Source organism: Pedobacter sp. KACC 23697 (genome assembly GCF_045348445.1).
Classification (GTDB): domain Bacteria; phylum Bacteroidota; class Bacteroidia; order Sphingobacteriales; family Sphingobacteriaceae; genus Pedobacter.
This window is the reverse complement of sequence record NZ_CP157485.1, coordinates 2,251,834-2,277,662: the sequence shown is the minus strand read 5'-3', so window position 1 is coordinate 2,277,662 and position 25,829 is coordinate 2,251,834. Positions and strand designations below refer to the sequence as shown.

The following is a 25,829-nucleotide window of genomic DNA, read 5'->3' as shown; positions in this document are numbered from 1 at the left end:
TATGAAATACTTTTACAAAAAAAAAGATCGTCATCTCGACTGAAGCGCAGCGGAATGGAGAGATCTATCTAGACAGATTTTGCTTCGCAGAGCCTTCGGTTTCTCGACTGCGTTGCACCCGATAGCTATCGGGTCCGCTCGAATTGACGACCGCTTAGATCTAGAGTCGTCACCCTGAATTTATTTCAGGGTCTATGCAGACGATCAGACTAAACTAAAAATCCTCCGCCTAATAAATCATTCCCTTCGTAAAATACAGCCGATTGGCCAGGAGCAATTGCGGATACGTGATGATCGAACACTACACGCATTTTATCTTTTTCCTGAACAATTGTACTCAACATGCCTGCATCTTTATAACGGATTTTGGTAATCACATCACTCATTGGTTCCTCAATACTGGCGTATTTAATTAAATTAATATTACGGACCATAGCTTCACGGCGTTCAAGTTCCTCAGCTTTACCTAAAACAACCGTATTGCTTTCTGGCAGGATTTGCGTGACAAACATGGGCTCACCAAAGGCAACACCTAATCCTTTACGTTGACCAATGGTATAAAAAGGATAACCTTTGTGTTGCCCAACGATCATTCCGTTACTTAAAATAAAATTTCCACCGGCTACTTTGTCTTCTAAATCGGCTACTTTATGTTTTAAGAAAGCCCTATAATCATTATCCGGTACAAAGCAGATTTCATAACTCTCCGATTTTTTAGCCAGTTCTTCCTGTCCCATATCTAAAGCCATCTGTCTGATTTCAGATTTGGCAAAACTGCCCAATGGGAATTTAGTACGAGAAAGATTTTCCTGCGAAACACCCCACAGTACATAAGATTGATCTTTATTTTCGTCTTTACCTTTCGAAATTACATAACGGCCGCTGTCCTGCTGGCGGATATTGGCGTAATGCCCCGTTGCAATAAATTCGCAATCCAGTTTGTTGGCACGTTTTAAAAGCGCTTCCCATTTAATGTGTGTGTTGCATAATACACATGGGTTTGGCGTTCTTCCGGCAAGGTATTCGTCCACAAAATTGTCGATTACGTAATCGCCGAATTCGTCTCTGATATCGAGGATATAATGTGGAAAACCATAGTTTACGGCAAGCGTACGGGCATCGTTAATGCTGTCTAACGAGCAACATCCTGTTTCCTTACTGCTGCCACCAGAAGTAGCATAATCCCAGGTCTTCATCGTTAAGCCAATAACCTCATAACCCTGCTCATGCAACATTACAGCCGCTACCGAACTATCAACTCCGCCACTCATGGCCACCAGAATTCTACCGTGTTTGCTCATCCTAAAAATATAAGGATGCAAAAATAAGGTTTATTTAGCTGAAATTATTTAAAGGAAGTCAGTTACTTGTAAAAAGCGGCGACTAAACAGTTTGCAATTATCCCTTAGTTATGCTCACAGGTGGCTTAGTTAATATTATTTTGAAAATGAGCGGTATGTGTTAATGGCTGTCTGCAGTCCCGCTATCCCTTCAAGTCCTCGCTGCGCTGTGGGCTTTACGTTCTATCAGGCTTATTGAACAGCGCCTGCAGTCTAAGCAACATAAACCTCGCGGGTTTTAAAAACCTGCGAGGTTTGAAATTTAATAAATTGTATCTTCAAGAGTCTAAAATGAATTTTCTTTTTGCTTAAACGTTTTAGTGTTGTGTTTTATGCATATTTAAAGATAAATTTATACCTTAGAATTTTCAACAAAAACAAGCTAATTTAAAAGATATGATTAAAAAAGTGATCCTGCCTTGTCTTTTGCTTTCGGCCATGATGGCATCGGCACAGCAGAACCTGGTGCAGTATGTGAAACCCATTATCGGTACTTCAAAAATGGGGCATACTTATCCTGGCGCAACCGTTCCTTTCGGTGCGGTGCAGTTGAGTCCCGAAACGGATACTTTATCTTACGAAGTAAATGGTAAATATAACGGCGACGTTTACAAATACTGTGCAGGTTATAAATATGAAGATAAAACCATCACCGGCTTTAGCCATACCCATTTCAGCGGTACCGGTCACTCTGATCTGGGTGATTTCCTGATCATGCCTACACAAGGGAAGTTGCAGTTAAATCCTGGTACGGCATCAAATCCTAAAGACGGTTACCGCTCGGCGTTTTCTCATGCCAATGAAGTGGCAGAGGCGGGTTATTATAAAGTGAAACTGGATGATGATAACATCACGGCAGAACTCACCTCAACCACCAGGGTTGGCATGCACCAATATACCTTCCCGAAATCAGATCAATCGCATATTATCCTCGATCTGATGGCAGGTATTTATAATTATGAAGAAAAAACGGTGTGGACCTATGTTCGTGTGGTAAACGATACCCTGGTTACCGGCTACCGCCAAACCAATGGATGGGCCAGAACACGAACCGTATATTTTGCCATGAGCTTTTCTAAACCATTTAAAAATTATGGACGCAAAAGCTACGATGCCAAACAGGCTTACAGGGGTTTCTGGGGTAAATTTAACCAGGAACAAAACTTCCCTGAAATTGCAGGTAAAAAGTTAAAAATGTTCTTCGATTTCGACACCAGGGAAGGAGAGCAGATCAAAATTAAATTTGCTTTATCGCCTGTTAGTCAGGAAAATGCTTTGGAGAATATGCGTGCAGAGATTTCGGGCTGGGATTTCGAAAAAGTAAAGGCGCAGGCACAGGCTACCTGGAATAAAGAGTTAAATAAAATCCAGGTAAAAACCTCTAACGATAATAAAATAAACTTTTATACCGCTTTATATCATGCCTATATCAACCCAACCACCTATACCGACATAAATGGAGAGTACAAAGGTTTAGATCAGGGTGTGCATAAAGCGGAAGGGTTTACCAATTATACCACTTTCTCTCTTTGGGATACTTACCGTGCTTTACATCCGTTTTTTAATATTACGCAGCCTGCGCGCAGTAACGATATGGTGAAATCGATGCTGGCCCATTACGATCAGAGCAGTTTGCACATGTTGCCAATCTGGTCGCACTATGCCAACGATAACTGGTGTATGAGTGGTTACCACAGTGTATCGGTAATTTCTGACGCGATTATCAAAGGAACATACACCGGCGATCTGAACAAAGCATTGGATGCCTGTATTGCAACAGCTAAACACCGCGATTATGAAGGCATTGGCTATTACATCGATAAAGGTTATATCCCGGCAGAAAAATCAGGCATTTCGGTTTCCAATAACTTAGAGTATTCTTACGATGATTGGTCGGTTGCACAACTGGCCAGGAAATTAAACCGGATGGATGTGTATAATGAATTTATCAAACGTGCTAACAACTGGAAAAATAACTATGACAGCGCTTCTGGTTTTATGCGTCCGAAATTGGCAGATGGAACATTTAAAAAGGAATTTGATCCAAAAGATACCGAAGGGCAGGGTTTTATTGAAGGCAACAGCTGGAATTACAGTTTCTTTGTTCCGCAGGATCCTGCTGCATTGATCGAAAAGATGGGCGGTAAAAAGAAATTCGCCACCCGTTTAGATACTTTGTTTACCATGCATTTGCCAGATGAGTTTTTTGCGCATACTGAAGACATTACCCGCGAAGGTATTATCGGCGGTTATGTGCATGGGAACGAACCGGCCCACCATATCGTTTACCTTTATAATTGGGCCGATCAGCCATGGAAAACACAGGCACAGGTTCGCCATATTTTAAACATGCAATATAAGCCTACTGCCGATGGTTTGGGCGGAAACGATGATTGCGGACAAATGAGCGCCTGGTACATGTTTTCTTCTTTGGGGTTTTATCCTGTAGCACCAGGTTCTGATGTATATTCGTTAGGAAGTCCTTTAGTTGATAATGCGGTAATCAACTTAGAAAATGGCAAAACTTTCACGGTTGAAGCCATTAAACAAAGCAATAAAAATGTATATGTAGAAAAAGTTTTATTGAATGGCAAAGAAATTACCGACCATAAAATCAAACACGCTGATATCACCAACGGTGGGAAGCTTACTTTTTACATGAGTGCAAAACCGAAGAAATAGCGATACATCCATTTAGCATTTAACCGTTGACCAATTTTTGGCCAGCGGTTTTTTTATTTACCCTTCAAATGTCGTTCGAGCCTAGTGCAACATTGAGAACCCTAAGGCTCTGCGAAGCAAAATCTATCTCGAGATAGATCTCTCCACTCCACTGCTTTCCGGTCGAGATGAGGATCTTTCTAGGAAGTCGTCACCCTGAACTCGTTTCAGGGTCTTTTATCATGGGTAATTAATAAAGGTAAAATGATGATTTTTCTTTTGGATTTTTCAGTGTGGGCATAGTCTAAGTTCATTATCAACCAAATTTTCGTGTTTTCCGTGGTTATAAACTACAGCAACTATTTAAAGTAAAATAACCAAACTACCTGCTACAATCAGCCCGCCACCAATTAATGTTTTAGGATCAATTGGCTCTTTTAAAATCAAAAAAGCCAAACCCATTGTAATAGCCACACTTAATTTATCAATCGGGGCTACTTTAGAAACATTTCCGGTTTCGAGTGCTTTAAAATAGAAAATCCATGATAAGCCTGTTGCCAGTCCCGATAAGCCTAAAAATATCAGGTTGTTTTTACTTAATGTTTTAAGCTGAGAAATTTCTCCGGTTGCTAAAACAATGCCCCAGGCAATAAACAGGATGACTATCGTTCTGATAGCCGTTGCCACATTGCCATTGACGCCTTTTAGTCCAACTTTGGCTAAAATAGCTGTTGCTGCGGCAAACAAAGCCGAAAGTATTGCATAAAATTTCCACATGATTTAGATTTTAATTGAAAATACAAATATTTATATGCTAAGTAAGGCATCGAATCTATAGAAATTCTGTAGGGCGTTAGCGTAGGTTTAAAATTAAATTTTGATATCTAAATTATCTATCGTAATATTGCGATGTAAATTATGGGACTTACCAAAACAGAAATCTTCACTGAAGAACAGAATCAGATGGCAGCGTTATTAAAAGCGATGGCCCATCCTGCGCGGATTGCCATTCTTCAGCGTATCCTGAAATCAAATACCTGTATTTGTGGTGATCTGGTTGATGAATTGGGCTTAGCACAGGCTACCATTTCCCAGCACTTAAAAGAACTTAAAAATGCAGGTATTATTCAGGGTACTATTGAAGGGGTGAGTATCTGTTACTGCATTGAACCTAAGACATGGAAATTACTCCAAAATCAGTTGGGTAATTTCTTCTCATCGTATAAAGGCGAACAAAACTGCTGTTAAAATTTTTTAGATAAATCAATCGTTAAATTGCAATATTATGATTAATACTTCCTCAATAGAATGGAGCAGTTTCAAAGCTGAACTTCTACAACATCCGGAATTGCTGTTACAGTTTCAATATACAGATGATAGATGGGTAAATGCCAGTTACCACATTACTGAAATTAAACAGGCACCCATAACCTCAGTGGATTGCGGAGGGGTAATGAATGCCTGGACAGAAATTATTGTGCAGTTATGGGAGCCTACCGAAAAGGAAGAGGGCAGGGCCATGCAGGTTAAAAAAGCATTATCCATTATCGATCTGGTAGAAAGTAAACTGGCCTTAAATCCCAAAGGTATCGTTAAAATTGAATTCGGCAATTCAGAATTTGATACCAGACAGATGTATCCCGCCGCATTTAAAGTTGATGGCGACAATCTGATTATAAACCTAACACCAGATGCTACACAATGTAAGGCCATTGGCCGCGGAGGAAATTGTGGTACCACAGAAACGGGTGAGGAATGCTGTGCACCTATTGAACCTGTAAAAAGAAAAATCGAACTGGTTAACCTCGCTGCTGATCAAAATAGTTGTACACCGGGCAGTGGCTGTTGTTAAGAATTTTAAACGTTAAAATAATGAAAAATGTATTGGTGCTTTGCACGGGGAACAGTTGCCGTAGTCAGCTTGCAGAAGGATATTTGAAACACTTCGCTCAAAACAAAGCTATTATCTATAGTGCGGGTATCGAAGTTCATGGCGTTAACCCAAGGGCGGTAAAGATAATGGCCGAAGATGGAATTGATATTTCAGATCAAACCTCTAACAATATTGAGGAGTATTATGACGTGCCTTTCGATTATGTGATTACCGTATGTGATCATGCAAAAGAAAGTTGTCCGTATTTCCCAACACAGGCCATAAAATTACATCACAACTTTCCTGATCCGGCCAAAGCGGTAGGTGCCGAAGCCGAAATCATGGCGCAATTCAGAAGTACGAGAAACCTGATTAAAGCTTACATGGAGAATTTTGTAAATGAAAACTTAAAAGGATAAGATGTCTGCAAATATTTGTGCACCAGTAGTTCAAAGAAAACAGCTCAGCTTTTTAGATCGTTATTTAACGCTGTGGATTTTCTTAGCCATGTTATTGGGTATCGGCATGGGATTTTTATTTCCCTCATCTGCAGTATTAATCAATTCCTTTTCCAGTGGAAGTACCAACGTTCCGTTGGCAATTGGATTAATCCTGATGATGTACCCGCCATTAGCAAAAGTCAATTACCAGCATTTAGGTGAAGTATTTAAAAATACGAAGGTTTTAGGGGCTTCGCTGGTTTTGAATTGGATTATTGGGCCATTTTTAATGTTTTTCCTCGCAATTATCTTTTTACAAGGTTATCCCGAATACATGATTGGTTTAATTATGATCGGTTTGGCCAGGTGCATTGCCATGGTGGTGGTTTGGAATGATCTCGCCGATGGTAATCGCGAATACGCTGCAGGTTTAATCGCCCTGAACAGTATTTTTCAGGTATTGCTTTACAGTGTATTTGCCTACTTCTTTATGACCATTTTACCGCCTTTATTCGGTTTAAAAGGATTAATGGTGTCAATTTCTATAGTAGAGATTGCAAAAAGTGTAGGGATTTATCTGGGCATTCCATTTGTAATGGGTATTTTAAGTCAGAAACTATTGATAAAATGGAAAGGTGAAGAATGGTTTCGCTTAACATTTATTCCAATGATTTCTCCCGTAACCTTAATCGCGCTGCTATTTACCATTGTGGTAATGTTCAGTTTAAAAGGAGAATTAATTGTGAGAATACCTTTTGATGTGCTACGGATTGCCCTGCCATTAGTGGTTTATTTCGTGGTCATGTTTGTAATCAGTTTCTTTATTGGTAAGTATTTTGGAGCCGATTACAGCAGAAGTACTGCTATTGCTTTTACCGCTACAGGCAATAATTTTGAGTTGGCCATCGCAGTGGCCATTGCTGTATTTGGTATTCATTCAGGACAGGCTTTTGCCGGTGTTATCGGTCCGTTGGTAGAGGTACCGGCTTTGATTGCGTTGGTTAACCTGGCACAGTGGTTTAAGAAAAAATATTTCAAACCAATAACATAGGGTATTTTAGATTTAATTGTTAAATTAGATGTAAATAAATTATCCTCTTAGTCTTAAATATCCTGAAAACGATCATAATCGTGCTATTGGGCGGCATATTGCTGTTTGGTGGCTTTTCTCCAAAAACAAATTCAACAAAGGAGCCTGTTGCCACTTGTTATGGACGAAATCCTTGCGGTGCATGTTCTACCTGCTCAGGCTGCAAATACTGCAATAACGGTGGAATCTGTGGCATCTGTAGTTCAAAAGGCTTTAGATCTAAAAGTTTTCATAGCCGGCCAAAGAAAGCCAGTAGTTTTTCATCAGTTTACGTTGGGCAATGCAAAGCATTAACCAAAAAAGGGGCGAGATGTAAAAGAAACGGCGATAGTGGTGGTTATTGTTGGCAGCACAGTAAATAAATACAGTTTATCGTTCATTAAACTCTGTTATGTTCCAATTAATCTTAATAGTCATTGCTCAAGCGCAATTGATAGGCTTTGGGTTTTGGAGTATCTGGTATGGTGTTTTTCATGTATCTCCAGCTATACAAAAGTTAGATAGCACACCAGGTTTAGTAATTAAGTATGCTGCATGTATTTATTTAATCTTCAGAATAAGTATAGCCCTGTTTAACATTTTCTTTGCTCAAGCTGAAGAAAGATATGGCTATATAGATTTTTATTTTGGACCTGGTTGGGTCATTTCATGGATCGATGTGATCTGGTACCTGATATTAAGCCAATTACTTTGGATTAATTTTTTCTTAAAATCCCGATGGTACAGGCTTTTCAACGGTATGCTGGCTATTATTCCACTTTTTTTGATAAACAGATTCTTTGAATGGTATATCCCGACTTCTTATAATACCTATTTGAGCATTGAACAAGTAAATATTGCTGTCTTTTATTTGATCAATTTGAGTATTTATTTAATGATGATGCTCGTTATCCGGTTTTTTATAGATAGATGTAAAAGATTTAGAAATAAGTCTTTAATGTCATTATCAAGAACCGACTAGCTGCCGGTTCTTGATGAAATAATAATTAAGCACCAACCTCGTCAAAGTTAGTGGCCGTCGCCAGATACTTCCAGTTCGCCATATCTCTTTGTACATCTGCAATTTTCACATCTGCAATCTGATAAGCGTCAGGGCCTAAAAATAAATGAAGCGGTGGATTTTCACTTTTTGCAGCTTCAATAATCACCTCAACTGCTTTTGCCGGATCACCAGGCTGTTGGTTGTTGATGTCGTTTTGGTGTGCCGCTTGCGTGTCGCGAACTTCTTTGTAGGCATCAATAGGAGAGCTTGGCACTGCTAAAGAGCCTGATGTAAGAAATTCAGTTCTAAAATAACCTGGTTCTACAACTGTTGCCTTTATTCCCATCGATTTTACTTCTGCAGCTAATGATTCGGTAAAGCCGACTACTGCAAATTTTGTAGCGCAATAAATCCCAAAGCCCGGGAAGTTACCAGAAAAGCCACCAATTGAAGAAATATTGAAAATGTGACCCGATTGTTGTTTTCGTAACTGTGGCAGTACCTTTCTGATTACATTTAAAGCGCCAAAAACGTTAACATCAAAGTTCTGGCGCGATTCTTTGTCGCTTAATTCTTCCAATGCACCAAGCATGCCATAGCCTGCATTGTTTACCACTACATCTACCCGGCCAAATTTGCTGATGGTTTGGCTAACTGCGTTTTCTACACTGCTTTCGTCGGTCAGGTCAACTGCCAAAGGCAAAAAGTTTTCGTGTTCGCCTACAGCTTTTGTTAAATCGCTTAAATTTCTAGAAGTGGCGGCAACATTAGTGCCGTTGTTTAGTAATGTTTTTACCAGGATTAGTCCCAGGCCTTTTGATGCGCCTGTTACAAACCAAACTTTTTGATTTTTCATGATATTGTTTTTAAGTTAAAATGAATTGATAAGGTTGTATAATAATTACATCGTCATCCTGAAGGATAATTTATTGGATAAAAATCGATATGAATGACAGTAATTAATCTTCATGTAAAAACTCCCTCATGTTACCGTCATTTCGAGCGGACTCGACAGCAATCGGGTGCAATGCAGTCGAGGACCCGAAGGCTCTGTGAAGCAAAATCTAACTAAATAGATCTCTCCACTTCGCGTTGCTCCGGTCGAGATGACGACCATTCTATTGGAGTCTGTCAATGGTAGGCTGTCGAAAGATCTTCCGGAACATTTTTTAAGGCGTTTCGACAGGCTCAACGTGACAAATTCTAATGAAATTATGTTATAATACAGCCTCTTTTTGAAATGCTAATTCGCCGTTAGCATGTGATTAATTGTCGAAATCTGTTGAAATCGTAATGGCTTTCCAGTCGTTAAATTCTTTCTGCAGTGCTGCTAACCTGGTGTTTGCTCTCTGGAAAGCATCGTTCCCTAACAGTAAATGAACCGGTGGATTAGGCATACTGGCCAACGAGATCATAGCCGCTGCGGCCTTTTCCGGGTCGCCAATTTGCTGACCATCCATTTTGAGGTATTTGCGGTGTATTGTGCGCACTTCTTCATATTCTGCAATGGGGTTGGCCGCCAAAATCAACGAATCAGGAGTTAAGAAACTGGTTCTGAATGCACCAGGTGCCACCACGGTTACTTTTACCCCAAATTCCTTAAGGTCCTCGGCTGATACCTCCGACAATGCAATTACGGCCGATTTTGCTGCTGAATATATTGCCCAGCCAGTTGCACCAGCGATACCCGCAATTGATGCGATATTGATGATGTGTCCGGATCGTTGCGCCCTTAAATAAGGTGAAGCTTTTCTGATCACATTTATTGTTCCGAAAACATTTACATCAAAACTGTTTCGTGTTTCTGCATCATTCAGTTCTTCTATGCTTCCTCCAATGCCATAACCTGCATTATTGATCACAATATCGATTCTTTCAAATTTTGCAATAGTGGCTTGTATAGCTTCTTCTACACTTTTTTCGTCGGCCAGGTTAACGGAAAGAGGAAGAAATTTTTCCGTGTCATTATTTACGGCCTTTTTAAGTTCACCAATATTTCTGGAGGTGGCCGCAACGGATTGGCCAGCTTGTAATAGTTGGTGAACTAAACTTAATCCTAAGCCCTTTGAAGCTCCGGTAATAAACCAAACTTTTTTCATGCCCATAGTTTTATCTTTTTTGTTAAGACAAAATTACAGTATGAATGAATTTTCCTTATTACATTAATCAAACTGATTATTACGAAATTCAAACAATCCGGTAAGAAGTGGGCGTATGATTGGTCAGTTTTTTAAAAAAGTTGTTGAAATGGGTGGGTTCTTCAAATCCCAGGCAATAACCTATTTCTGAAATATTCCAGTCTGTATGCTTTAACAGGGCTTTGGCTTCTCTTAATAAACGTTCTGTAATATAGTGGGTGGTCGTTTTACCGGTAGTTTCTTTTATCGCACGGTTTAAATGGTTTACGTGTACCGAAAGCTGTGAGGCATAATCTTTTGCCGAGCGTAGGGTAAACCTTTGGGTGGTGGTTTCGATGGGAAACTGGCGCTCTAATAACTCTGTAAAAACAGCCGTAATCCTGGCATTGGCATCCGTATGCTTGAATAAATTTTCGGAAGGCTCCGTTTTTAAAGCAAAATGAGTGATTTCTGTAATGTAATTGCAGAGCAGATCATATTTATAGATGTAATCAGAATTAATTTCTTCGAACATTTTTGCGAAAATTGCCTCAATATGCTTATCCTGCTGTTCATTTAAAATATATGCGGGTTTTCCTCCGTGGGTAAACATAGGTAAATCGCCAATGTTTCCACGGATCTTTTCGGTGAAGAAGGCTTCGGTAAAAATGCAAAAATAACCCGTTACCTCACTTTGTTTGCCGCTGCCCAATTCCCAGATATAAGGTACAAGCGGATTAAAAAAGATTAAAGCTGTACCATTAATCTCAATACTCCTGTCTGCATAGTGATAAACGTTATGGCCACGCGTAAGGCATATTTTATAATAATCCCTGCGGTTATAACTCATTGGTTTTTGATCATCCCTTAAACAATCTTCCAGTTTGAAAACGTTAAAATGACCTACGCCATTCCGGAGGTTATCTGGCAGGAACTTAAATTTGTTTTGGTAAAAATCTTCAATGGTTTCTGGTTTATTCATAAATCAAAGTTACAAAATTCAAACTTAAAGTAGATTAATGCAATCAAAGGAAAGCTAAGGCTTAAATTAAAAGGAGATTACGATGATAAAAATAGTTGTATTTAATATACCGATTGGTATATATTTGTGCAGTCAATTGATGAGCATGACAAAAGCAGAAAAAACCAGAGATTATATTGTAGAGAAAACGGCATCCATTTTCAATAAGAAAGGTTATGCTGGTACTTCTTTAAATGATATTACTGCAGCTACAGGTTTAACCAAAGGCAGTGTTTACGGTAATTTTGCCAATAAGGATGAAGTAGCATTGGCTGCTTTCGATTATAACTTAAAAAATATTGTTTCGAGGGTAGAAGCAGAAATTAACAGGCAAAAAGATGTAAAAGGTAAATTATTGGTTTACATTAATATTTATCAAAATCTTCTTAGTGGTACGGTAGCAGAAGGAGGTTGCCCGATTTTAAATACGGCTATTGATGCCGACGACACTCACCCGGCATTAAAAGCACGCGCAGTGCAAGCTGTACTTGGTTGGAAGAAACGGATTATAGAATTGATTGAAGCTGGTATTGCTGCTAAAGAAATCAACGCAGATAATAATCCAGAGCAGATTGCACTGACTGTTATTGCCATGATAGAAGGGGGGATCATGATTTCGAGATTGACTGCAAAGCCTGCATACTGGAATTTGATTATGGATTCTTTAAAAAAATATGTGAACAGCCTCGGCTAAAAATTTTTGACTTTAAATATACCGATCGGTATTAATTTACTCATTTTATAAATGGTTCAATCTTAAAATTTAAAAAAAATATAAAAATGAAAACTTCAAAAAATACCGTTCTATTAATCGGCGGGACAGCCGGTATCGGTTTAGAAATCGCAAAACAGTTAACAGCTTTAGATAACCATGTAATTATCACAGGCAGAAATCAGGAAAGGCTCCATGCAGCAGCCTCTTCATTACATAATGTAACCACTATTCTGTCTGACGTGAGTAAGGCTGATGATGTAGATCTTTTGGTAGAAAAAATTAAATCCGAATTTCCTCAATTAAACATAGTGATCAACAATGCAGGAAGGGCACTGCTCTATAATTTAGCTGATTCAAAACAGGATGCATTTGCAAATGCAGCGGATGAAATGCTGACCAATTACCTTTCCATTATTAGGATTAACCAAAAGCTATTGCCTGTATTAAAACAACAGGAAGCATCAGCAATTGTAAACGTTTCATCTGTGGTAGCTTATGTACCAGGCATTACCCTGCCAACTTATGCAGCCAGTAAAGCAGCACTACATTCATACAGCACTTCATTAAGATTAAGTTTAGCAGAAACTGCTGTTAAAGTTTTCGAATTAATGCCTCCATTGGTTGACACTGAATTTTCTAAAGAAATTGGCGGACATAATGGGATTAAACCTTCAGTTGTAGCTGATGCATTCTTAACTGCTTTAGCCAATGATGACTTTGAAATCAGGGTAGGCGATACCGCAAAGATTTACGAATTGTTCAGACAGTCGCCGGTTGATGCTTTAAACATAATGAACGCCAATAGAAAAGCCTGGATAGACGCTGTTGAGCATTAAAATGATATAGCAGTAAAGCAAAAAAAATGTTGTTTCCATTTAGATGACCTTTTTCCGTATGGGAATTGTTACTTTCGCGGCATTAAGTGTAAATCCTGGGTTTATATCAACTTTAATAAACGATCGGACAGTGTAGTTATCCCAGCTATCTTAAAATGTTCCTAGGAGATTATTAATTTTTGATTTATCCAAGGGAATCGACTAAAAAATATTAAAATGAAAAGAGTAGTAGTAACCGGTTTAGGTGCCATAACCCCGCTTGGCAATACTGTTGAGGAATTTTGGAAACAGATATTAGCCGGAAAAAGTGGTATTGGCCCCATTACAAAATTTGATTCGGGTAAATTTAAAACGCAATTTGCAGGTGAAGTAAAGGATTTTAATCCGGAAGAATACCTGGAGAAAAAGGAGATTAAAAAGTACGACCTTTTTACGCAGTATGCCATTGCTTCAAGTGATCAGGCCATAAAAGATGCCGGATTGAATTTCAGCACCATGAATGATGGCCAATTGGCTGAAGTTGGTGTAATCTGGGCAACCGGAAATGGTGGTATCGGTACTTTCGAAGCACAATTGGAAGAATTTCATGCCGGAGATGGCACACCAAGGTTTAACCCTTATTTTATCCCAAAAATGATTGTTGATATTGCTGCAGGGGCCATTTCTATTCGTCATAAATTGCGGGGACCAAATTATTGTACGGTTTCAGCCTGCGCATCTTCAAACACCGCAATTGTGAATGCTTTTGATACCATCCGTTTGGGTAAAGCCAACGTGATGATTGCAGGTGGTTCGGAAGCTGCACTTACCAAATCATCTGTAGGTGGGTTTAATGCTGCACAAGCTTTATCAAAAAATAACGGCGATCCTCAGGGTGCATCTAAACCTTTCGATAAAGATAGGGATGGTTTTGTGATGAGTGAAGGAGCAGGTGCCTTGGTTTTGGAAGAACTGGAACACGCTTTGCAGCGCGGTGCACATATTTATGCTGAAATTGTTGGAGGTGGAATGGCCGCAGATGCCTATCACCTTACCGGAACACCTCCCGATGGGATTGGTGCTGCTTTAGGGATGACAAAAGCTTTGAAAGATGCCGGGATAACTGCGGATAAAATCGATTATATTAATGCACATGCTACTTCAACCGGATTGGGCGATTTAAGCGAATTACAAGGGATTAATACTGTTTTTAATGGTTTACCTGTAATCATTGGGGCCACTAAATCGATGACAGGTCATTTGTTGGGGGCAGCAGGTGCAATTGAAAGTGTTATCAGTATTCTTTCAATCAGGGATAACATCATTCCACCTACCATTAACACTAAAAATTTGGACGAAAATATTCCAAAGGGATTACATATTGTTTTGGGCGAGCCGATTAAAAAGGAAATCAATTATGTATTAAACAATACTTTTGGTTTCGGTGGTCATACCGCCAGTACTATTTTTAAAAAGTACGAAGCTTAAGTAGGTTTTATTGATCATACCGGACAGTGCCTGGCTAATCGCCAGGCACTTTTTTATTGCTGTAATTTATTCTTTTTGTCCTTCTAAATTCCTGTGCTGTCATTCTGAACGCAGTGAAGAATCTTTTAGTAATAGAAAGTTTTTGAGCAGTGCTTCTACGAAGGTGCTACAAGGGAAAGATTCTTCGTTACACTCAGAATGACAAAATCCTAAAAAAGTGTCTGTTAAAGCTATGGGTGGAAAATCAATAAGCTAATGGCAAACGAACCAAAAAACCTATTTATCCATCAATAAATTAACCAATTCTTTAAGTTCTTCCACTTCCAGTTCCAGCTTTTCAATGCGGTTTTCCAGTTCAGTAGTATCAGTTTGAGGTGCTGTATATATTTCAGTCTCGGTAGCAGTTTCAACCTGTTCACCCAAAAGATGAATAAAACGGGCTTCCTTCTGACCAGCTCTCTTAGCCAATTGTTTTACAAAGGCAGGTTCTTCATCCGAAAGCTTTTGAAGTTGCTCCAAAACCTCTTCAATACTTTCAAATTCATATAACCTTCCCGAATTACTGTTAATTTCTCCAGGTGTTAATGGTCCGCGTAAAAGCAAAATGCAGATGATAGCCAATTCAGAAGGTACTAATGGAAAACAATGGCTAAATTATGTTTGTATTTAGTTGAGCGGCTGGATCCACCTGTTGCCGTGGATATTAAACCTTTTATTTTAAGTTGATTTAGCGTTAAAGAGATCGTTTCCTCATCATAATTTACAACCGGATTTCTTGAACTTTTTTGATTACATGCTGCCGTTAAACTGTTCAAAGTCATTGGGTAATAATCTGGTGTAGTGCGGCTTTTTTCTATTAACGAACCTAAAACGCGTTGTTCTTCTGCTGATAAATCGGGTAGGGTTTTTACGTTATCCATATGATAAAAGTATAAATTGGTTAAGCATTTTGAAAATTATTTTGTTAATGTCTTGCCAGCAGGGAGTTATATTATATATTTAATTGTAGCACAGTGGAGAACTACAAAGTAAACCAAGACTTGACCAAGATCAAGGAAGATTATTTATTTCAGGTAATTTATAATACGGGGTATTATTCTGAAAAAGTTCAGGATGCAGAGAACCTCCAGAACACTATATTTTTGTAATCACAAAAGAAGTTCTGCGGTTATTTTTTCTTCCTGTTTCAGTTTTATTATCAGCAATTGGTTTACCAGCTCCAAAGCCCTTAAAAGTGAGCCTTTTTGTATCTATACTGTTTTTAACCAGGTATGCGTAAACGGCATTGGCCCGATTGAAAGATAACTTTTCATTTAATTTATCATCACCAACATTGTCGGTATGGCCCTGAATTTCAATTTGAACATTTTCGTTTTGATGCAAAAAATCAATCAGGAGATCTAATTCGCGGATAGAAGCAGGTAAAAGATTAAACTTATTGGTGTCGAAGAAAATATTTTTTAAGGTAACATTTCCACCTTGCTTTATTTTTTCGATATAAACTTCAATCTGGTAAGATTTATTAATATCACCGCTTTTAAGTTCGAAATTTTCGGAGTAAAACAGGTAGCCCTCGGCATTTACATTAAATAGATAATTACTCCCAATGGGCATCACTGCTAAAAATTGACCAGTTTCGGGATCGGTATAATCATCAAAAACAGTCTTATTGGTTTTCAAATCTATCACCTGCACGTTGCTTTCAATTGTTTTTTTGGTGTCGCGGTCTCTTACAATTCCTTTTACGTAAGAAATTTTTGAGGGCTTAGCTGTTTCCGGAATCCCAAAGCTATATATATCCTGCATGCCGTAACCCCCTTTTAAATTTGATGAAAACAACCCTGAATTTCCATCGGCACTCACCACTAAACCGCTTTCATCTTCAAAAGAATTGATCGGATAACCAATGTTGACTGGTTTTTGCCACTGGCCATCATTGTCCTGTCTGCTAAAATAAATATCTTTATTGCCAAAACCTGGCCAGCCATTAGAAGAAAAATACAACGTCTTGCCGTCTGCATGTAGAAAAGGGGTGTTTTCATCGAAAGCTGTGTTGATCCCAGGTCCAAGATTAATAGCAGGTCCCCATTTGGCATCATCCGTAATGGTGCTTTTCCATATGTCATAACCGCCATATCCACCCGGTCTGTTGCTGATAAAATATAATGTACGCCCATCAGGGCTTATGGCAGGCTGCGATTCCCAGAATTCAGAATTAACGGGTTGACCAACATTATAGGGCTCACCCCAATCTTTTCCCTCACGGTGAGAAACATAAATATCACACCTACCTAAGCCATCAGGCCGGTTGCATCCGGTAAAAAACAGGTACTTACCATCAGGAGAAATGGTTTGTGCACCTTCGTTATACCTGGTTGTATTTATTTTGCTTGATAATGGCGTGACCAAGCCCCATATGCTGTTTTTAAACTGAGCGGTCCAAAAGTCTTCATTACCATTTACTTGACGGGTAAAAACTAATGTTTCACCATCGGCGGTTATAGCAGGAAAGTATTCCGCATCAACTGTATTTACACCTTCACCTAAATTTACTGGGTTATACTTTACAGGCTTCCTTATTGCAATGTTGGCAAAATCGCAATCCAGAAGGTATTTTTTTGCTCTTCTTGCTTTTTCGGATGAAGAATCCAGTGCCAAAAAATCAGTAAAATGTTGCTTTGCTTTTAAATAATCCTGTGTGGCAAATATTGTTTCTGCAAGGCTGTAAATTACTTCCGGCGCAACTGTTTTATTAATTAATATCGCCTTTTCGTAAGCCACTCTGGCATCCTGATATTTTTTTTGAGCTTTATAAACCCCGGCAAGTACAATATAGGCATTCTGAAATAAAGGATCAGCTTCCACCGCATTCTTTAGCGCTTGTTCAGCGGCGATGTAATCAAGTTTATCAATAAAGGGGCCTGCTTTTTCAAAATAAACCTGCGCTTTTTTATTTGGAGAACTTTGTCCAAAACAATAAAAGCTTAATATGCTAAAGGAGAGGATTAAGCAAAATTTCATTACATTAACATTTTGGTATTAAAGCTAATGTAAACTAATTTAAGGAATATTTAAAAATTTGTGTGTTTGTAAAGAAATCTCCCATTTAGGGTTGGCCATTACATACTCAATAATTAACGGTGTAACTTCTTTTGATTTGGACCACTCAGGCTGAAGATATAGTTTGCAGTTGGGAGATACCATTGCGGCATACTCCTCTGCCCATTTAAAGTCACTTTTATTAAAAACAATTACTTTTAGCTCATTGGCGAAAGGCGTAATGTCTGGCCGTGGTGCTTTAAATTTTTTGGGCGATAGGCAAATCCAATCCCAGTTACCCGAAAGCGGGTAAGCACCAGACGTTTCGATAAAGGTAAGAATGCCTCTTTTTTTTAATTGATTGGTTAAATAATCCAGATTATAAATCAAAGGCTCGCCGCCGGTAATTACAACAGCCTTGCCGGGAAATTGATCGGCATTTTCTACAATAACATCCGAAGCTGTAAGTGGATGCATTTCGGCATCCCAGCTTTCTTTAACATCACACCAATGGCAGCCCACATCGCAGCCGCCTAAACGGATAAAATAAGCCGCTTTACCTGTGTTAAATCCTTCCCCCTGTATGGTGTAAAATTCTTCCATTAAAGGAAGTAATGTGCCGTCTTCTGGTATTGCCTGTTTCATTTTTGAGGATGCAAATATCCTAAAAAAATATGGTGATGAGGTGCTCTTTTGAAATTTAATGGAAAGATGAAATAAGAGTGATATTTATTTGCCGTATTTTAGTAGCATGAAGTGGTTTAAGGCGTTAAACAATAACCAAATACCTCGTATGGATGCGATTAAAACCGTTGAGGTTGCAGGAAAACAGCTCTGTCTGATCAATAATGATGATAAAATTATCGCAACTCAATCGCATTGTCCACACGCCGGTGGTCATTTTAGTGGTGGCTGGTGTAAAAATGGGAAACTGGTATGCCCAATCCATCGCTACGAATATAGCCTCGAAACCGGAAGGGGAGCAGAAGGGCAGGGCGATTACATCAGGATTTACCCAACAGAATTACGTGAAGACGGACTATATATTGGTTTCGAAGAAAGTTGGTGGAGTAAACTTTGGGGGAGTTAGGTTCAGTAATTCATTAGCCACTGGTTACTTATTTTTTTCTTGGTAAAAGATTTAAAATAAACTTTGTGTCTTCGGATTTCACTGGTGAAAACTTGCATATTTCGCTCATTAATTTAAGTATTTTTCATTAAATACTTTTGTTTAGTAGGTTATAGGGGCAAATAGTAAAGGAAATTCGTCATTTAGACTGAAGTTCAGTCCAGAACGTTCGGGAGAGAAATCTATCATCTACACAAAGATCCTTCATTGCATCCAGGATGACAAGTCTGGTAAAGACTTTTTGATTAATATTAATTAAGCAAATATCTTTTAAAAAACTCCTGACAGTTTAAAACTTCAATTTCAGAAAAATAAAAATCTTCCAGATCTTCGGTGATGATGCATTTACATTCAACGGATTGGGCCGCATAATATTCCAGTCCATCTTCAAAATCGTGTATTTTCTTATTCGATAATGTATCCAAAACACATTTTGATGAATTTCCGGCAATTTTAATATATTGGCAGAGCAAATCGATTTTTTGTTTAGCTAACTGTGCTTTATGTTTTTTTTCGGCAAAATAAAATGCTATAGCTAAACAAAGTGGAGAAGTATATATTTCAAATTTCGGATGAGACGCTAAACTTAAAATTCTTGATGAATAGGTATAAAGTGGGTATTCCTTATTTAGTACTGAAACCAAAACATTGGCGTCCAAAAATATTTTCATCAATTATTTTTTAGAAGAAAAGAATTCATCTTTTGAATTTTTACGGGTTGCCTTTGGTGTTTTTTTATATTCCACTTCACCCTCAGCAACCATGCTCACCCAATCTGAAATTGGAAAATCTTCTAAAGACTTATATTCTTTAGCAGTTACCTGAATTAAAAGATGCTCTATTAATCTTGATAAGCTAATATTATTTTCAGCGGCATATTTTTTTGCCCTTGCTACCACATCTTGATTAAAACTTAATGTTAACTTGGTGTCCATGTGACTAAAATTTATGTCAAATATAATAATTGTACGTAACAATAAAAAATATTATACGTAAAAAAAAAACGACTCAAATTGAGCCGTTTTTTAATATCTATTACAGTTGTTTTTTCGTTTTTTGTCTTTAAGCTTTTAACTATGAATAAATTTCTTTCCGCGCAGAAGCCAGCGTATTTTTTAATAAACCAACTATCGTCATCAAACCTACACCGCCCGGTACGGGAGTAATGTACGATGCTATTGGTGCTACATTTTCAAAATCTACATCACCATATAACTTAAAACCTGATTTGGTTTCTGTAGAATTTTCCCTGTTAATGCCTACATCAATAATTATGGCACCGGGTTTTACCATATCGGCAGTAACAAAATTCTTTTTTCCAATTGCAGCTATCACAATATCAGCCTGCAAAACCTGTTCTTTTAAATCTTTGGTCCGCGAATGTGTCAGCGTTACGGTACAGTTGCCCGGATTGGCATTACGGGCCATTAAAATACTCATCGGGCTGCCCACAATGTTACTGCGGCCTACTACCACACAGTGTTTTCCTGTTGTATCGATATTGTATTCTTGTAACATCAATAAAATACCATAAGGTGTAGCAGGAATAAAGCAAGGTAGGTTACGCATCATTCTCCCTAAATTAACCGGGTGGAAACCATCTACATCCTTACGATAGTCGATTTTTTCGGTTACCTTCTCAGGGTCTATATGTTTAGGTAAGGGCAATTGTACAATTAAGCCATCTACATCAGCATCCTGATTAATTTCTTCGATTTTTGCCAACAATTCAGCTTCGGTAACCGAGTTATCGTAACGGTGCAGGGAAGATTTAAAACCAACTTTTTCGCAGTTTTTCATCTTACTGGCTACATAGGTTTCGCTACCGCCATCGTTACCAACCAAAATAGCTACAAGGTGCGGTTTGCGACCTGTTTTATTCAAAAAATCATCTGCCTCTTCAGCAATCTGAACTTTAACTTTTTCTGATACGTATTTACCGTCTAATAATTTCATTTTTATGAGATGTGAGATACCAGATATTAGATTTGAGGCTAGAATATCATCTCACGTCTCAAATCTAACATCTCAAATCTAATTTAATCTAATTTCAACACGGCCATAAATGCAGATTGAGGAATTTCTACGTTACCCACCTGGCGCATGCGTTTTTTACCTTTTTTCTGTTTCTCCAACAATTTACGCTTACGGGAAATATCACCACCATAACATTTAGCAGTTACATCTTTACGTAAAGCGCTTAATGTTTCACGGGCAATAACCTTAGCCCCGATTGATGCCTGAATTTTAATCTCAAATTGTTGACGAGGGATCAATTCTCTTAATTTCTCGCAAATTTTCTTGCCGAAATCGTAAGCGTTACTTCTATGGATCAATGAAGATAATGCATCAACAGGCTCGTCGTTGATTAACATATCTAAACGAACTAAATCTGATTTTTTGTAACCAACCTGATGATAATCAAATGAAGCATAACCTTTTGAAATGGTTTTTAATTTATCATAAAAATCAAACACAATTTCGCCCATTGGCATTTCAAAAACCAATTCAACGCGGTCGGAAGTTAAATAGGATTGATTCACAATAATTCCGCGTTTTTGGATACAAAGTGACATTACCGGACCAACAAATTCTGCTTTGGTAATAATATTTGCTTTGATAAAAGGCTCCTCAACAGAATCCAGTTTGCTTGGGTCTGGTAAATCAGATGGATTATTTACCGTAATCTCGATACCTTTGGTGGTATGGGCAATGTACGAAACGTTAGGTACGGTTGTAATTACCGTCATGTCGAATTCACGTTCTAAACGCTCCTGGATAATCTCCATGTGTAACATGCCGAGGAAACCACAACGGAAACCAAAGCCTAAAGCTGCAGAACTTTCCGGTTCAAAAACAATGGAAGCATCATTGAGCTGCAATTTATGCATCGCTTCGCGTAGTTCTTCAAAATCATCTGTATCAACAGGATAAATTCCGGCAAATACCATTGGCTTAACCTCTTCAAAGCCCTGAATGGCACCATCCGCCGGCCTGCTGACTGTTGTGATGGTATCCCCAACTTTTACTTCCCGTGCTTCTTTAATTCCGGAAATAATATAACCCACATCACCGGTTTTAACCACATTACGAGGAGACATATCCAGTTTCAGAATACCAACTTCGTCAGCCAGATATTCTTTACCCGTGTTAATAAACTTTACTTTATCACCTTTTTTAATTTCGCCGTTTACTACTTTATAGTAGGCAATAATGCCCCTGAATGAGTTAAAAACGGAGTCGAAAATCAAAGCTTGTAGTGGTGCTTCCGGATCGCCAACCGGAGCTGGCACACGGTCCACAATAGCCTGGATAATATCAGGAATACCCATTCCTGTTTTACCCGAAGCTGGAATTATATCTTCACGTTTACAACCGATCAAATCAATAATCTGGTCTTTAACTTCCTCCGGCATAGCCCCGGGTAAGTCCATTTTATTTAAAATCGGAATAATTTCAAGGTCGTGCTCTAAAGCTAAATATAAATTTGAAATGGTCTGAGCCTGAATGCCTTGCGAAGCATCTACAATTAATAATGCACCTTCACAGGCTGCGATAGAGCGGGAAACCTCATAAGAGAAATCCACATGCCCTGGTGTATCGATCAGGTTGAAATTGTATTCAATATCACCAACCTTATAGTTCATTTGTATGGCATGACTTTTAATCGTTATGCCTCTCTCACGCTCTAAATCCATGTTATCGAGCAATTGCGCCTGCGCTTCACGCTGCGAAATCGTCGCTGTATATTCTAATAACCTATCAGCCAGGGTACTTTTACCATGGTCGATATGTGCAATAATGCAAAAATTACGTATATGCTTCATCTTTGCGCAAAGATATGTTTTTTAATGGAAAATGTAAGAGGGAAAATGGAATGCTACAGAGGCTGAATTTATATTGTTTTGAAGAGTAAAAGCAATAGTTTATCTGTTGATACAGTCTATTTTCCGTTGCAATCTTTTTGTTATTGCGTTGTGTTCAAAATTTCCGTCATTGCGAGGAGGAACGACGCAGCAATCTAGTGCTATAAAGGAACAAAAAGTATTTCCACTGCAATCAGGTTTAACTTGACAACATAAGCTCTTCTGAATGTTTTCCTTCTAGTTACCTAAAATTATTTGCTACAGAAACAAGGGAATTTTAGTTCTCTAATTTTTTGCAAAACCCATTCAGGGTAAATCCGTGTTTTCGTAGCAAACTGAAATTAAAAAATTAAACCATCGTTTTCTTCCACTTACCTTTTTTAAACAAAATAAATGCCGCAACCGCAATACCTGCCTCAGCTGTTGGGATCGCAATAAAAACGCCTGTCGGCCCCATTTCTAAATATTTTGCTAAAAAGTATGCCAATGGAATCTGGAAGAGCCAAAAGGCGAAAACATTAATTTTGGTTGGTGTCCAGGTATCACCGGCACCATTAAAAGCACTGTTGAATACCATTGCGGCCCCATAAATCACAAAACCAATGCTTAAAATTTTTAAAGCTTTACCAGCAACGGCAACCACATTTTCATCTGCAGTAAAAAATGCAGCGAACAAATGTCCGCAGGTTAAGAACAGCACGCTTACTATTGCCATGAAAATAATAATGTATTTCAAGGTCTGGAATACCGATTTTTCTGCACGATCTATATGGCCTGCACCTAAATTCTGTCCAACCAAAGTAGCGGCTGCATTGCTTAAGCCCCAGGCTGGTAACATAAAAAACATCATGAGGCGTAGTGCAGTTTGATAACCTGCCGAGCCGGTATCGCCACCTGTGGTGGCCACCAGTTCGGCCAGAAATACCCAGCTACAGCTGGCAATAACAAACTGAAAGATAGCTGGAGCAGCAATTTTTATAATGGCTTTAATCTGTTTCCAGTCGGGAATAAAGTGACTGATGATGATTTTTAAAGCATTTTTTCCGTTGAACAAATGGTATACCTGATAGATAACGCCCAGACCACGACCAATGGTAGTGGCAATGGCAGCACCTGTTAAGCCAAATGCAGGTATTGGACCTAGGCCATTGATCAAAACAGGGCAGAGGATGATGTTGGCAATGTTGGCGATCCACAAACTCCGCATAGCAATTGCTGCATTACCGGCGCCACGAAAAATCCCGTTAATTAAGAATAGCAAAACAATAATGACACTTCCGCCCATCATAATGCGCACAAATGTAACGCCTTGATCTGCGGTCGCTACTGAAGCGCCCATGAGCAACAGGATATCTCTGGCATAAATTAAGCCCAGGATGCTGATGATAACATTAATAAAAACAGCTATCAAAATGGTCTGCATGCCAGCTTTTGATGCCGCTTCAGGGTTTTTCTCACCAATTCTCCGTGCCACAACCGCGGTTGCCGCCATACTCAGGCCAATGGCCAAGGAATAAATAATGGTTAATACCGATTCTGTTAAGCCAACCGTTTGGATAGCATGACTGCTATTTTCCAGGTGGCCAACAAAGTATAAATCAACCAAAGCAAAAACCGACTCCATAGCCATTTCCAGCATCATCGGAATGGCTAATAAAATAATAGCGCGTTTAATACTGATTGAAGTTAAATCAACTTCGTGACCTTTTAAAGACTGTACCAGGATATCGAAAAAAGACGATAGTTTGCCCTGTGCCTTTGTGGACTGTGACATATAATATATAATAAATTTGATGTATAAACCAATGATACGCTATGAAGCGTACATACCTAAATTAAAACAGGAGGGAATCCTCGGTTATTTAGAACCTCAAACGGATTGCAGATACTATCATGGCTCTGGTCTTTTTGATAGGTCAAAGATAAAGAAAAAATCTAAACGTCAAATTACGTTTAAACAGATTTTTTTGTGGACGATTGTTTGCCAGCCAGCTAATGAATGAATTATCCCTTTACGACAATTTTTTTATATACTGTAAGCTTCAATCATTTCTTCGCTAACTTTTGTCCCTCTGCCTGTATTTAAGTCGATAAGCACATAATCAAAGATCCCGTCAGATGCGATTTTACCAGTTTTCTGATTAATAATTTCGAACTGGACTGAGCAACCTTTATCGTTCATCGCTAAAATGCCCGTCCTGATCAGCATTAAATCGTTCATTAATAACGGGCGTTTGAAATTGATATCCACGTGGCTTACCACCCAGCCTAAACCCTGTTTGGTGAAATGCTCCCAAGGCATTCCGTAAAACTTTTCCATCTGCTCATAACGTGCCGCCAGTACATAATCTAAATATTTGCTGTTATGCACGTGATTAAACATATCTATATCGTCCGGGCGGACGCGTAATTCGCTTTCAAATATGCTGTATTGATTTTTTTCCAAGGATAAATGTTTTCAGCAAAAGTATAAATAAAGCTTGATTGTAAGGAATTACTTGCTTAATGCGGAAAAAAATTAATGTATTAGTTGCCGATTTTTGCTATTTTTGATATGAAAATGGGAAAACTCAAATTATATGATATTAATATTCCACGCGAATCAATCGTTGAGGAACGTGATGCTATTTATTTGAGCCGTACCCCCGAGCAGCGTTTTTTTAACGTTATACAGCTTAATTACATTTCAGTTACTATGAACGGTGGTAAGCCATTAAAATCTCCGCAAGGCAAAGGGCTTATAATCCGTAAGCCTGCCATATAATTGCATTATGTCTTTTGATAAAGAAAATCTTGAAATGCTTTTGTTGTTGGAAACATTTGAGCAGTTCAATGTTAATTATCTAATCGTTGGAGGTTTTGCTGTTAACCGATATGGTTATAACCGTACTACAGGCGATCTAGATATTTATCTTAAGGATACTAAAGATAATAGACAAAATCTGATTTATGCCCTCGATAAAATGGGTTATGGCAGATATGATATGTTATTAGATGTGCCGATCATTGCCGGTTATTGTGAAGTTGTAATGGATGATGGTATGTATGCAGATTTGATGACAGATATTCCGGGGCTTGACAAAAGAAAATTCGATGAGTATTTTCAAATGGCTACCGTTGATGAAATTAATGGCATTAAAGCAAGGTTTTTGCATTATAACCATTTACTAGATAATAAACGGGCTACGAACAGGCCGAAAGATCAATTAGATGTTTTAGAGTTGGAGCGCATTAATAAGAGAAGTTAAGTTTC

The 25,829-nt window shown here is 38.5% G+C and carries 26 protein-coding genes and 1 pseudogene; 13 read left to right on the top strand and 14 right to left on the bottom strand.

The features are described 5' to 3' along the window. Positions 1-209: 209 nt before the first annotated feature. Positions 210-1,301 carry a tRNA 2-thiouridine(34) synthase MnmA gene (gene mnmA / locus ABEG20_RS08935; protein ID WP_406827024.1) on the bottom strand — a complete coding sequence of 364 codons (1,092 nt, stop codon included), beginning with the start codon at positions 1,299-1,301 and terminating at the stop codon, positions 210-212. Positions 1,302-1,736: 435 nt separating this feature from the next. Between mnmA and ABEG20_RS08930 the strand changes: the two genes are divergently transcribed. Then, the gene (locus ABEG20_RS08930) at positions 1,737-4,022 is read left to right on the top strand and encodes a GH92 family glycosyl hydrolase (RefSeq protein WP_406827023.1); all 2,286 of its coding nucleotides are present in this window, start codon (positions 1,737-1,739) and stop codon (positions 4,020-4,022) included. Between the two features lie 342 nt (positions 4,023-4,364). Here the strand turns inward: ABEG20_RS08930 and ABEG20_RS08925 are convergent, their stop codons facing one another. Beyond that, entirely contained in the window at positions 4,365-4,778 is a 414-nt protein-coding gene (locus tag ABEG20_RS08925; protein WP_406827022.1) for an EamA family transporter, read from the bottom strand. 141 nt (positions 4,779-4,919) lie between these two features. Between ABEG20_RS08925 and ABEG20_RS08920 the strand changes: the two genes are divergently transcribed. From ABEG20_RS08920 to ABEG20_RS08895, 6 genes are all read left to right on the top strand, one after another. Then, positions 4,920-5,249, top strand: coding sequence for an ArsR/SmtB family transcription factor (locus ABEG20_RS08920; protein WP_406827021.1), 330 nt, complete (start codon positions 4,920-4,922; stop codon positions 5,247-5,249). Between the two features lie 37 nt (positions 5,250-5,286). Beyond that, a complete protein-coding gene (locus ABEG20_RS08915; protein ID WP_406827020.1) occupies positions 5,287-5,853 on the top strand; it encodes a DUF6428 family protein in 567 nt (188 codons plus the stop codon). A 20-nt stretch (positions 5,854-5,873) separates the two neighbouring features. Beyond that, positions 5,874-6,293: an arsenate reductase ArsC gene (locus tag ABEG20_RS08910; protein WP_406827019.1), complete on the top strand. Its 420-nt coding sequence runs from the start codon at positions 5,874-5,876 to the stop codon at positions 6,291-6,293. A gap of 1 nt (position 6,294) precedes the next feature. Beyond that, positions 6,295-7,365, top strand: a complete 1,071-nt coding sequence (gene arsB / locus ABEG20_RS08905; protein ID WP_406827018.1) for an ACR3 family arsenite efflux transporter — start codon at positions 6,295-6,297, stop codon at positions 7,363-7,365. Positions 7,366-7,445: 80 nt separating this feature from the next. Continuing rightward, complete coding sequence (locus ABEG20_RS08900) at positions 7,446-7,766, top strand: DUF5763 domain-containing protein (protein WP_406827017.1); 321 nt, start codon at positions 7,446-7,448, stop codon at positions 7,764-7,766. Positions 7,767-7,795: 29 nt separating this feature from the next. Beyond that, positions 7,796-8,365, top strand: coding sequence for a hypothetical protein (locus ABEG20_RS08895; protein WP_406827016.1), 570 nt, complete (start codon positions 7,796-7,798; stop codon positions 8,363-8,365). Between the two features lie 25 nt (positions 8,366-8,390). On the opposite strand, the gene ABEG20_RS08890 is transcribed toward ABEG20_RS08895, so the two are convergent. From ABEG20_RS08890 to ABEG20_RS08880, 3 genes are all read right to left on the bottom strand, one after another. Next, a complete protein-coding gene (locus ABEG20_RS08890; RefSeq protein ID WP_406827015.1) occupies positions 8,391-9,242 on the bottom strand; it encodes an SDR family oxidoreductase in 852 nt (283 codons plus the stop codon). 409 nt (positions 9,243-9,651) lie between these two features. Then, on the bottom strand, positions 9,652-10,485 hold the full coding sequence (locus ABEG20_RS08885; RefSeq protein WP_406827014.1) for an SDR family NAD(P)-dependent oxidoreductase: 834 nt from the start codon (positions 10,483-10,485) through the stop codon (positions 9,652-9,654). 88 nt (positions 10,486-10,573) lie between these two features. Further along, complete coding sequence (locus tag ABEG20_RS08880; protein ID WP_406827013.1) at positions 10,574-11,485, bottom strand: helix-turn-helix domain-containing protein; 912 nt, start codon at positions 11,483-11,485, stop codon at positions 10,574-10,576. A gap of 82 nt (positions 11,486-11,567) precedes the next feature. Here ABEG20_RS08880 and ABEG20_RS08875 point away from each other — a divergent pair, with 82 nt between their 5' ends. From ABEG20_RS08875 to fabF, 3 genes are all read left to right on the top strand, one after another. Further along, positions 11,568-12,218 carry a TetR/AcrR family transcriptional regulator gene (locus ABEG20_RS08875; RefSeq protein WP_406827012.1) on the top strand — a complete coding sequence of 217 codons (651 nt, stop codon included), beginning with the start codon at positions 11,568-11,570 and terminating at the stop codon, positions 12,216-12,218. A gap of 86 nt (positions 12,219-12,304) precedes the next feature. After that, positions 12,305-13,075, top strand: a complete 771-nt coding sequence (locus ABEG20_RS08870) for an SDR family oxidoreductase (protein WP_406827011.1) — start codon at positions 12,305-12,307, stop codon at positions 13,073-13,075. 216 nt (positions 13,076-13,291) lie between these two features. Further along, the gene (gene fabF / locus ABEG20_RS08865) at positions 13,292-14,542 is read left to right on the top strand and encodes a beta-ketoacyl-ACP synthase II (RefSeq protein WP_406827010.1); all 1,251 of its coding nucleotides are present in this window, start codon (positions 13,292-13,294) and stop codon (positions 14,540-14,542) included. A gap of 276 nt (positions 14,543-14,818) precedes the next feature. Here fabF and ABEG20_RS08860 read toward each other — a convergent pair. The 3 genes and pseudogenes from ABEG20_RS08860 to ABEG20_RS08850 form a co-directional block, all read right to left on the bottom strand. Further along, positions 14,819-15,462, bottom strand: a pseudogene (locus ABEG20_RS08860) (YceH family protein). Between the two features lie 214 nt (positions 15,463-15,676). Further along, on the bottom strand, positions 15,677-17,563 hold the full coding sequence (locus ABEG20_RS08855) for an OmpA family protein (protein ID WP_406827009.1): 1,887 nt from the start codon (positions 17,561-17,563) through the stop codon (positions 15,677-15,679). Between the two features lie 39 nt (positions 17,564-17,602). After that, positions 17,603-18,226, bottom strand: coding sequence for a 7-carboxy-7-deazaguanine synthase QueE (locus ABEG20_RS08850; protein ID WP_406827008.1), 624 nt, complete (start codon positions 18,224-18,226; stop codon positions 17,603-17,605). A gap of 106 nt (positions 18,227-18,332) precedes the next feature. Here ABEG20_RS08850 and ABEG20_RS08845 point away from each other — a divergent pair, with 106 nt between their 5' ends. Beyond that, entirely contained in the window at positions 18,333-18,671 is a 339-nt protein-coding gene (locus ABEG20_RS08845) for a Rieske (2Fe-2S) protein (RefSeq protein ID WP_406827007.1), read from the top strand. Positions 18,672-18,961: 290 nt separating this feature from the next. Here ABEG20_RS08845 and ABEG20_RS08840 read toward each other — a convergent pair whose 3' ends face one another. From ABEG20_RS08840 to ABEG20_RS08815, 6 genes are all read right to left on the bottom strand, one after another. After that, on the bottom strand, positions 18,962-19,381 hold the full coding sequence (locus tag ABEG20_RS08840) for a PIN domain-containing protein (RefSeq protein ID WP_406827006.1): 420 nt from the start codon (positions 19,379-19,381) through the stop codon (positions 18,962-18,964). A 3-nt stretch (positions 19,382-19,384) separates the two neighbouring features. Continuing rightward, a complete protein-coding gene (locus ABEG20_RS08835; RefSeq protein ID WP_406827005.1) occupies positions 19,385-19,645 on the bottom strand; it encodes a DUF6364 family protein in 261 nt (86 codons plus the stop codon). A gap of 139 nt (positions 19,646-19,784) precedes the next feature. Then, on the bottom strand, positions 19,785-20,666 hold the full coding sequence (locus ABEG20_RS08830; protein ID WP_406827004.1) for a bifunctional 5,10-methylenetetrahydrofolate dehydrogenase/5,10-methenyltetrahydrofolate cyclohydrolase: 882 nt from the start codon (positions 20,664-20,666) through the stop codon (positions 19,785-19,787). A gap of 83 nt (positions 20,667-20,749) precedes the next feature. Then, complete coding sequence (lepA, locus tag ABEG20_RS08825) at positions 20,750-22,537, bottom strand: translation elongation factor 4 (protein ID WP_406827003.1); 1,788 nt, start codon at positions 22,535-22,537, stop codon at positions 20,750-20,752. Between the two features lie 388 nt (positions 22,538-22,925). Continuing rightward, entirely contained in the window at positions 22,926-24,350 is a 1,425-nt protein-coding gene (locus tag ABEG20_RS08820; protein WP_406827002.1) for an MATE family efflux transporter, read from the bottom strand. 252 nt (positions 24,351-24,602) lie between these two features. Further along, the gene (locus ABEG20_RS08815; RefSeq protein WP_406827001.1) at positions 24,603-25,022 is read right to left on the bottom strand and encodes an acyl-CoA thioesterase; all 420 of its coding nucleotides are present in this window, start codon (positions 25,020-25,022) and stop codon (positions 24,603-24,605) included. A gap of 114 nt (positions 25,023-25,136) precedes the next feature. Here ABEG20_RS08815 and ABEG20_RS08810 point away from each other — a divergent pair, with 114 nt between their 5' ends. Both ABEG20_RS08810 and ABEG20_RS08805 read left to right on the top strand, forming a co-directional pair. Continuing rightward, positions 25,137-25,340 carry a hypothetical protein gene (locus tag ABEG20_RS08810; RefSeq protein WP_406827000.1) on the top strand — a complete coding sequence of 68 codons (204 nt, stop codon included), beginning with the start codon at positions 25,137-25,139 and terminating at the stop codon, positions 25,338-25,340. A gap of 7 nt (positions 25,341-25,347) precedes the next feature. Further along, complete coding sequence (locus tag ABEG20_RS08805) at positions 25,348-25,824, top strand: hypothetical protein (RefSeq protein WP_406826999.1); 477 nt, start codon at positions 25,348-25,350, stop codon at positions 25,822-25,824. Positions 25,825-25,829 lie beyond the last annotated feature (5 nt).

Excerpts from the sequence above, each read along its gene's own strand:
- ABEG20_RS08925 (WP_406827022.1), bottom strand. The coding sequence starts at position 4,778 with ATGTGGAAATTTTATGCAATACTTTCGGCTTTGTTTGCCGCAGCAACA.
- ABEG20_RS08820 (WP_406827002.1), bottom strand. The coding sequence starts at position 24,350 with ATGTCACAGTCCACAAAGGCACAGGGCAAACTATCGTCTTTTTTCGAT.
- ABEG20_RS08835 (WP_406827005.1), bottom strand. The coding sequence starts at position 19,645 with ATGGACACCAAGTTAACATTAAGTTTTAATCAAGATGTGGTAGCAAGG.
- fabF (WP_406827010.1), top strand. The coding sequence starts at position 13,292 with ATGAAAAGAGTAGTAGTAACCGGTTTAGGTGCCATAACCCCGCTTGGC.
- lepA (WP_406827003.1), bottom strand. The coding sequence starts at position 22,537 with ATGAAGCATATACGTAATTTTTGCATTATTGCACATATCGACCATGGT.
- ABEG20_RS08895 (WP_406827016.1), top strand. The coding sequence starts at position 7,796 with ATGTTCCAATTAATCTTAATAGTCATTGCTCAAGCGCAATTGATAGGC.
- ABEG20_RS08920 (WP_406827021.1), top strand. The coding sequence starts at position 4,920 with ATGGGACTTACCAAAACAGAAATCTTCACTGAAGAACAGAATCAGATG.
- mnmA (WP_406827024.1), bottom strand. The coding sequence starts at position 1,301 with ATGAGCAAACACGGTAGAATTCTGGTGGCCATGAGTGGCGGAGTTGAT.
- ABEG20_RS08870 (WP_406827011.1), top strand. The coding sequence starts at position 12,305 with ATGAAAACTTCAAAAAATACCGTTCTATTAATCGGCGGGACAGCCGGT.
- ABEG20_RS08845 (WP_406827007.1), top strand. The coding sequence starts at position 18,333 with ATGAAGTGGTTTAAGGCGTTAAACAATAACCAAATACCTCGTATGGAT.
- ABEG20_RS08810 (WP_406827000.1), top strand. The coding sequence starts at position 25,137 with ATGGGAAAACTCAAATTATATGATATTAATATTCCACGCGAATCAATC.
- ABEG20_RS08885 (WP_406827014.1), bottom strand. The coding sequence starts at position 10,485 with ATGAAAAAAGTTTGGTTTATTACCGGAGCTTCAAAGGGCTTAGGATTA.
- ABEG20_RS08855 (WP_406827009.1), bottom strand. The coding sequence starts at position 17,563 with ATGAAATTTTGCTTAATCCTCTCCTTTAGCATATTAAGCTTTTATTGT.
- ABEG20_RS08840 (WP_406827006.1), bottom strand. The coding sequence starts at position 19,381 with ATGAAAATATTTTTGGACGCCAATGTTTTGGTTTCAGTACTAAATAAG.
- ABEG20_RS08890 (WP_406827015.1), bottom strand. The coding sequence starts at position 9,242 with ATGAAAAATCAAAAAGTTTGGTTTGTAACAGGCGCATCAAAAGGCCTG.
- ABEG20_RS08850 (WP_406827008.1), bottom strand. The coding sequence starts at position 18,226 with ATGAAACAGGCAATACCAGAAGACGGCACATTACTTCCTTTAATGGAA.
- ABEG20_RS08830 (WP_406827004.1), bottom strand. The coding sequence starts at position 20,666 with ATGAAATTATTAGACGGTAAATACGTATCAGAAAAAGTTAAAGTTCAG.
- ABEG20_RS08880 (WP_406827013.1), bottom strand. The coding sequence starts at position 11,485 with ATGAATAAACCAGAAACCATTGAAGATTTTTACCAAAACAAATTTAAG.
- ABEG20_RS08930 (WP_406827023.1), top strand. The coding sequence starts at position 1,737 with ATGATTAAAAAAGTGATCCTGCCTTGTCTTTTGCTTTCGGCCATGATG.
- arsB (WP_406827018.1), top strand. The coding sequence starts at position 6,295 with ATGTCTGCAAATATTTGTGCACCAGTAGTTCAAAGAAAACAGCTCAGC.
- ABEG20_RS08910 (WP_406827019.1), top strand. The coding sequence starts at position 5,874 with ATGAAAAATGTATTGGTGCTTTGCACGGGGAACAGTTGCCGTAGTCAG.
- ABEG20_RS08875 (WP_406827012.1), top strand. The coding sequence starts at position 11,568 with ATGATAAAAATAGTTGTATTTAATATACCGATTGGTATATATTTGTGC.
- ABEG20_RS08805 (WP_406826999.1), top strand. The coding sequence starts at position 25,348 with ATGTCTTTTGATAAAGAAAATCTTGAAATGCTTTTGTTGTTGGAAACA.
- ABEG20_RS08915 (WP_406827020.1), top strand. The coding sequence starts at position 5,287 with ATGATTAATACTTCCTCAATAGAATGGAGCAGTTTCAAAGCTGAACTT.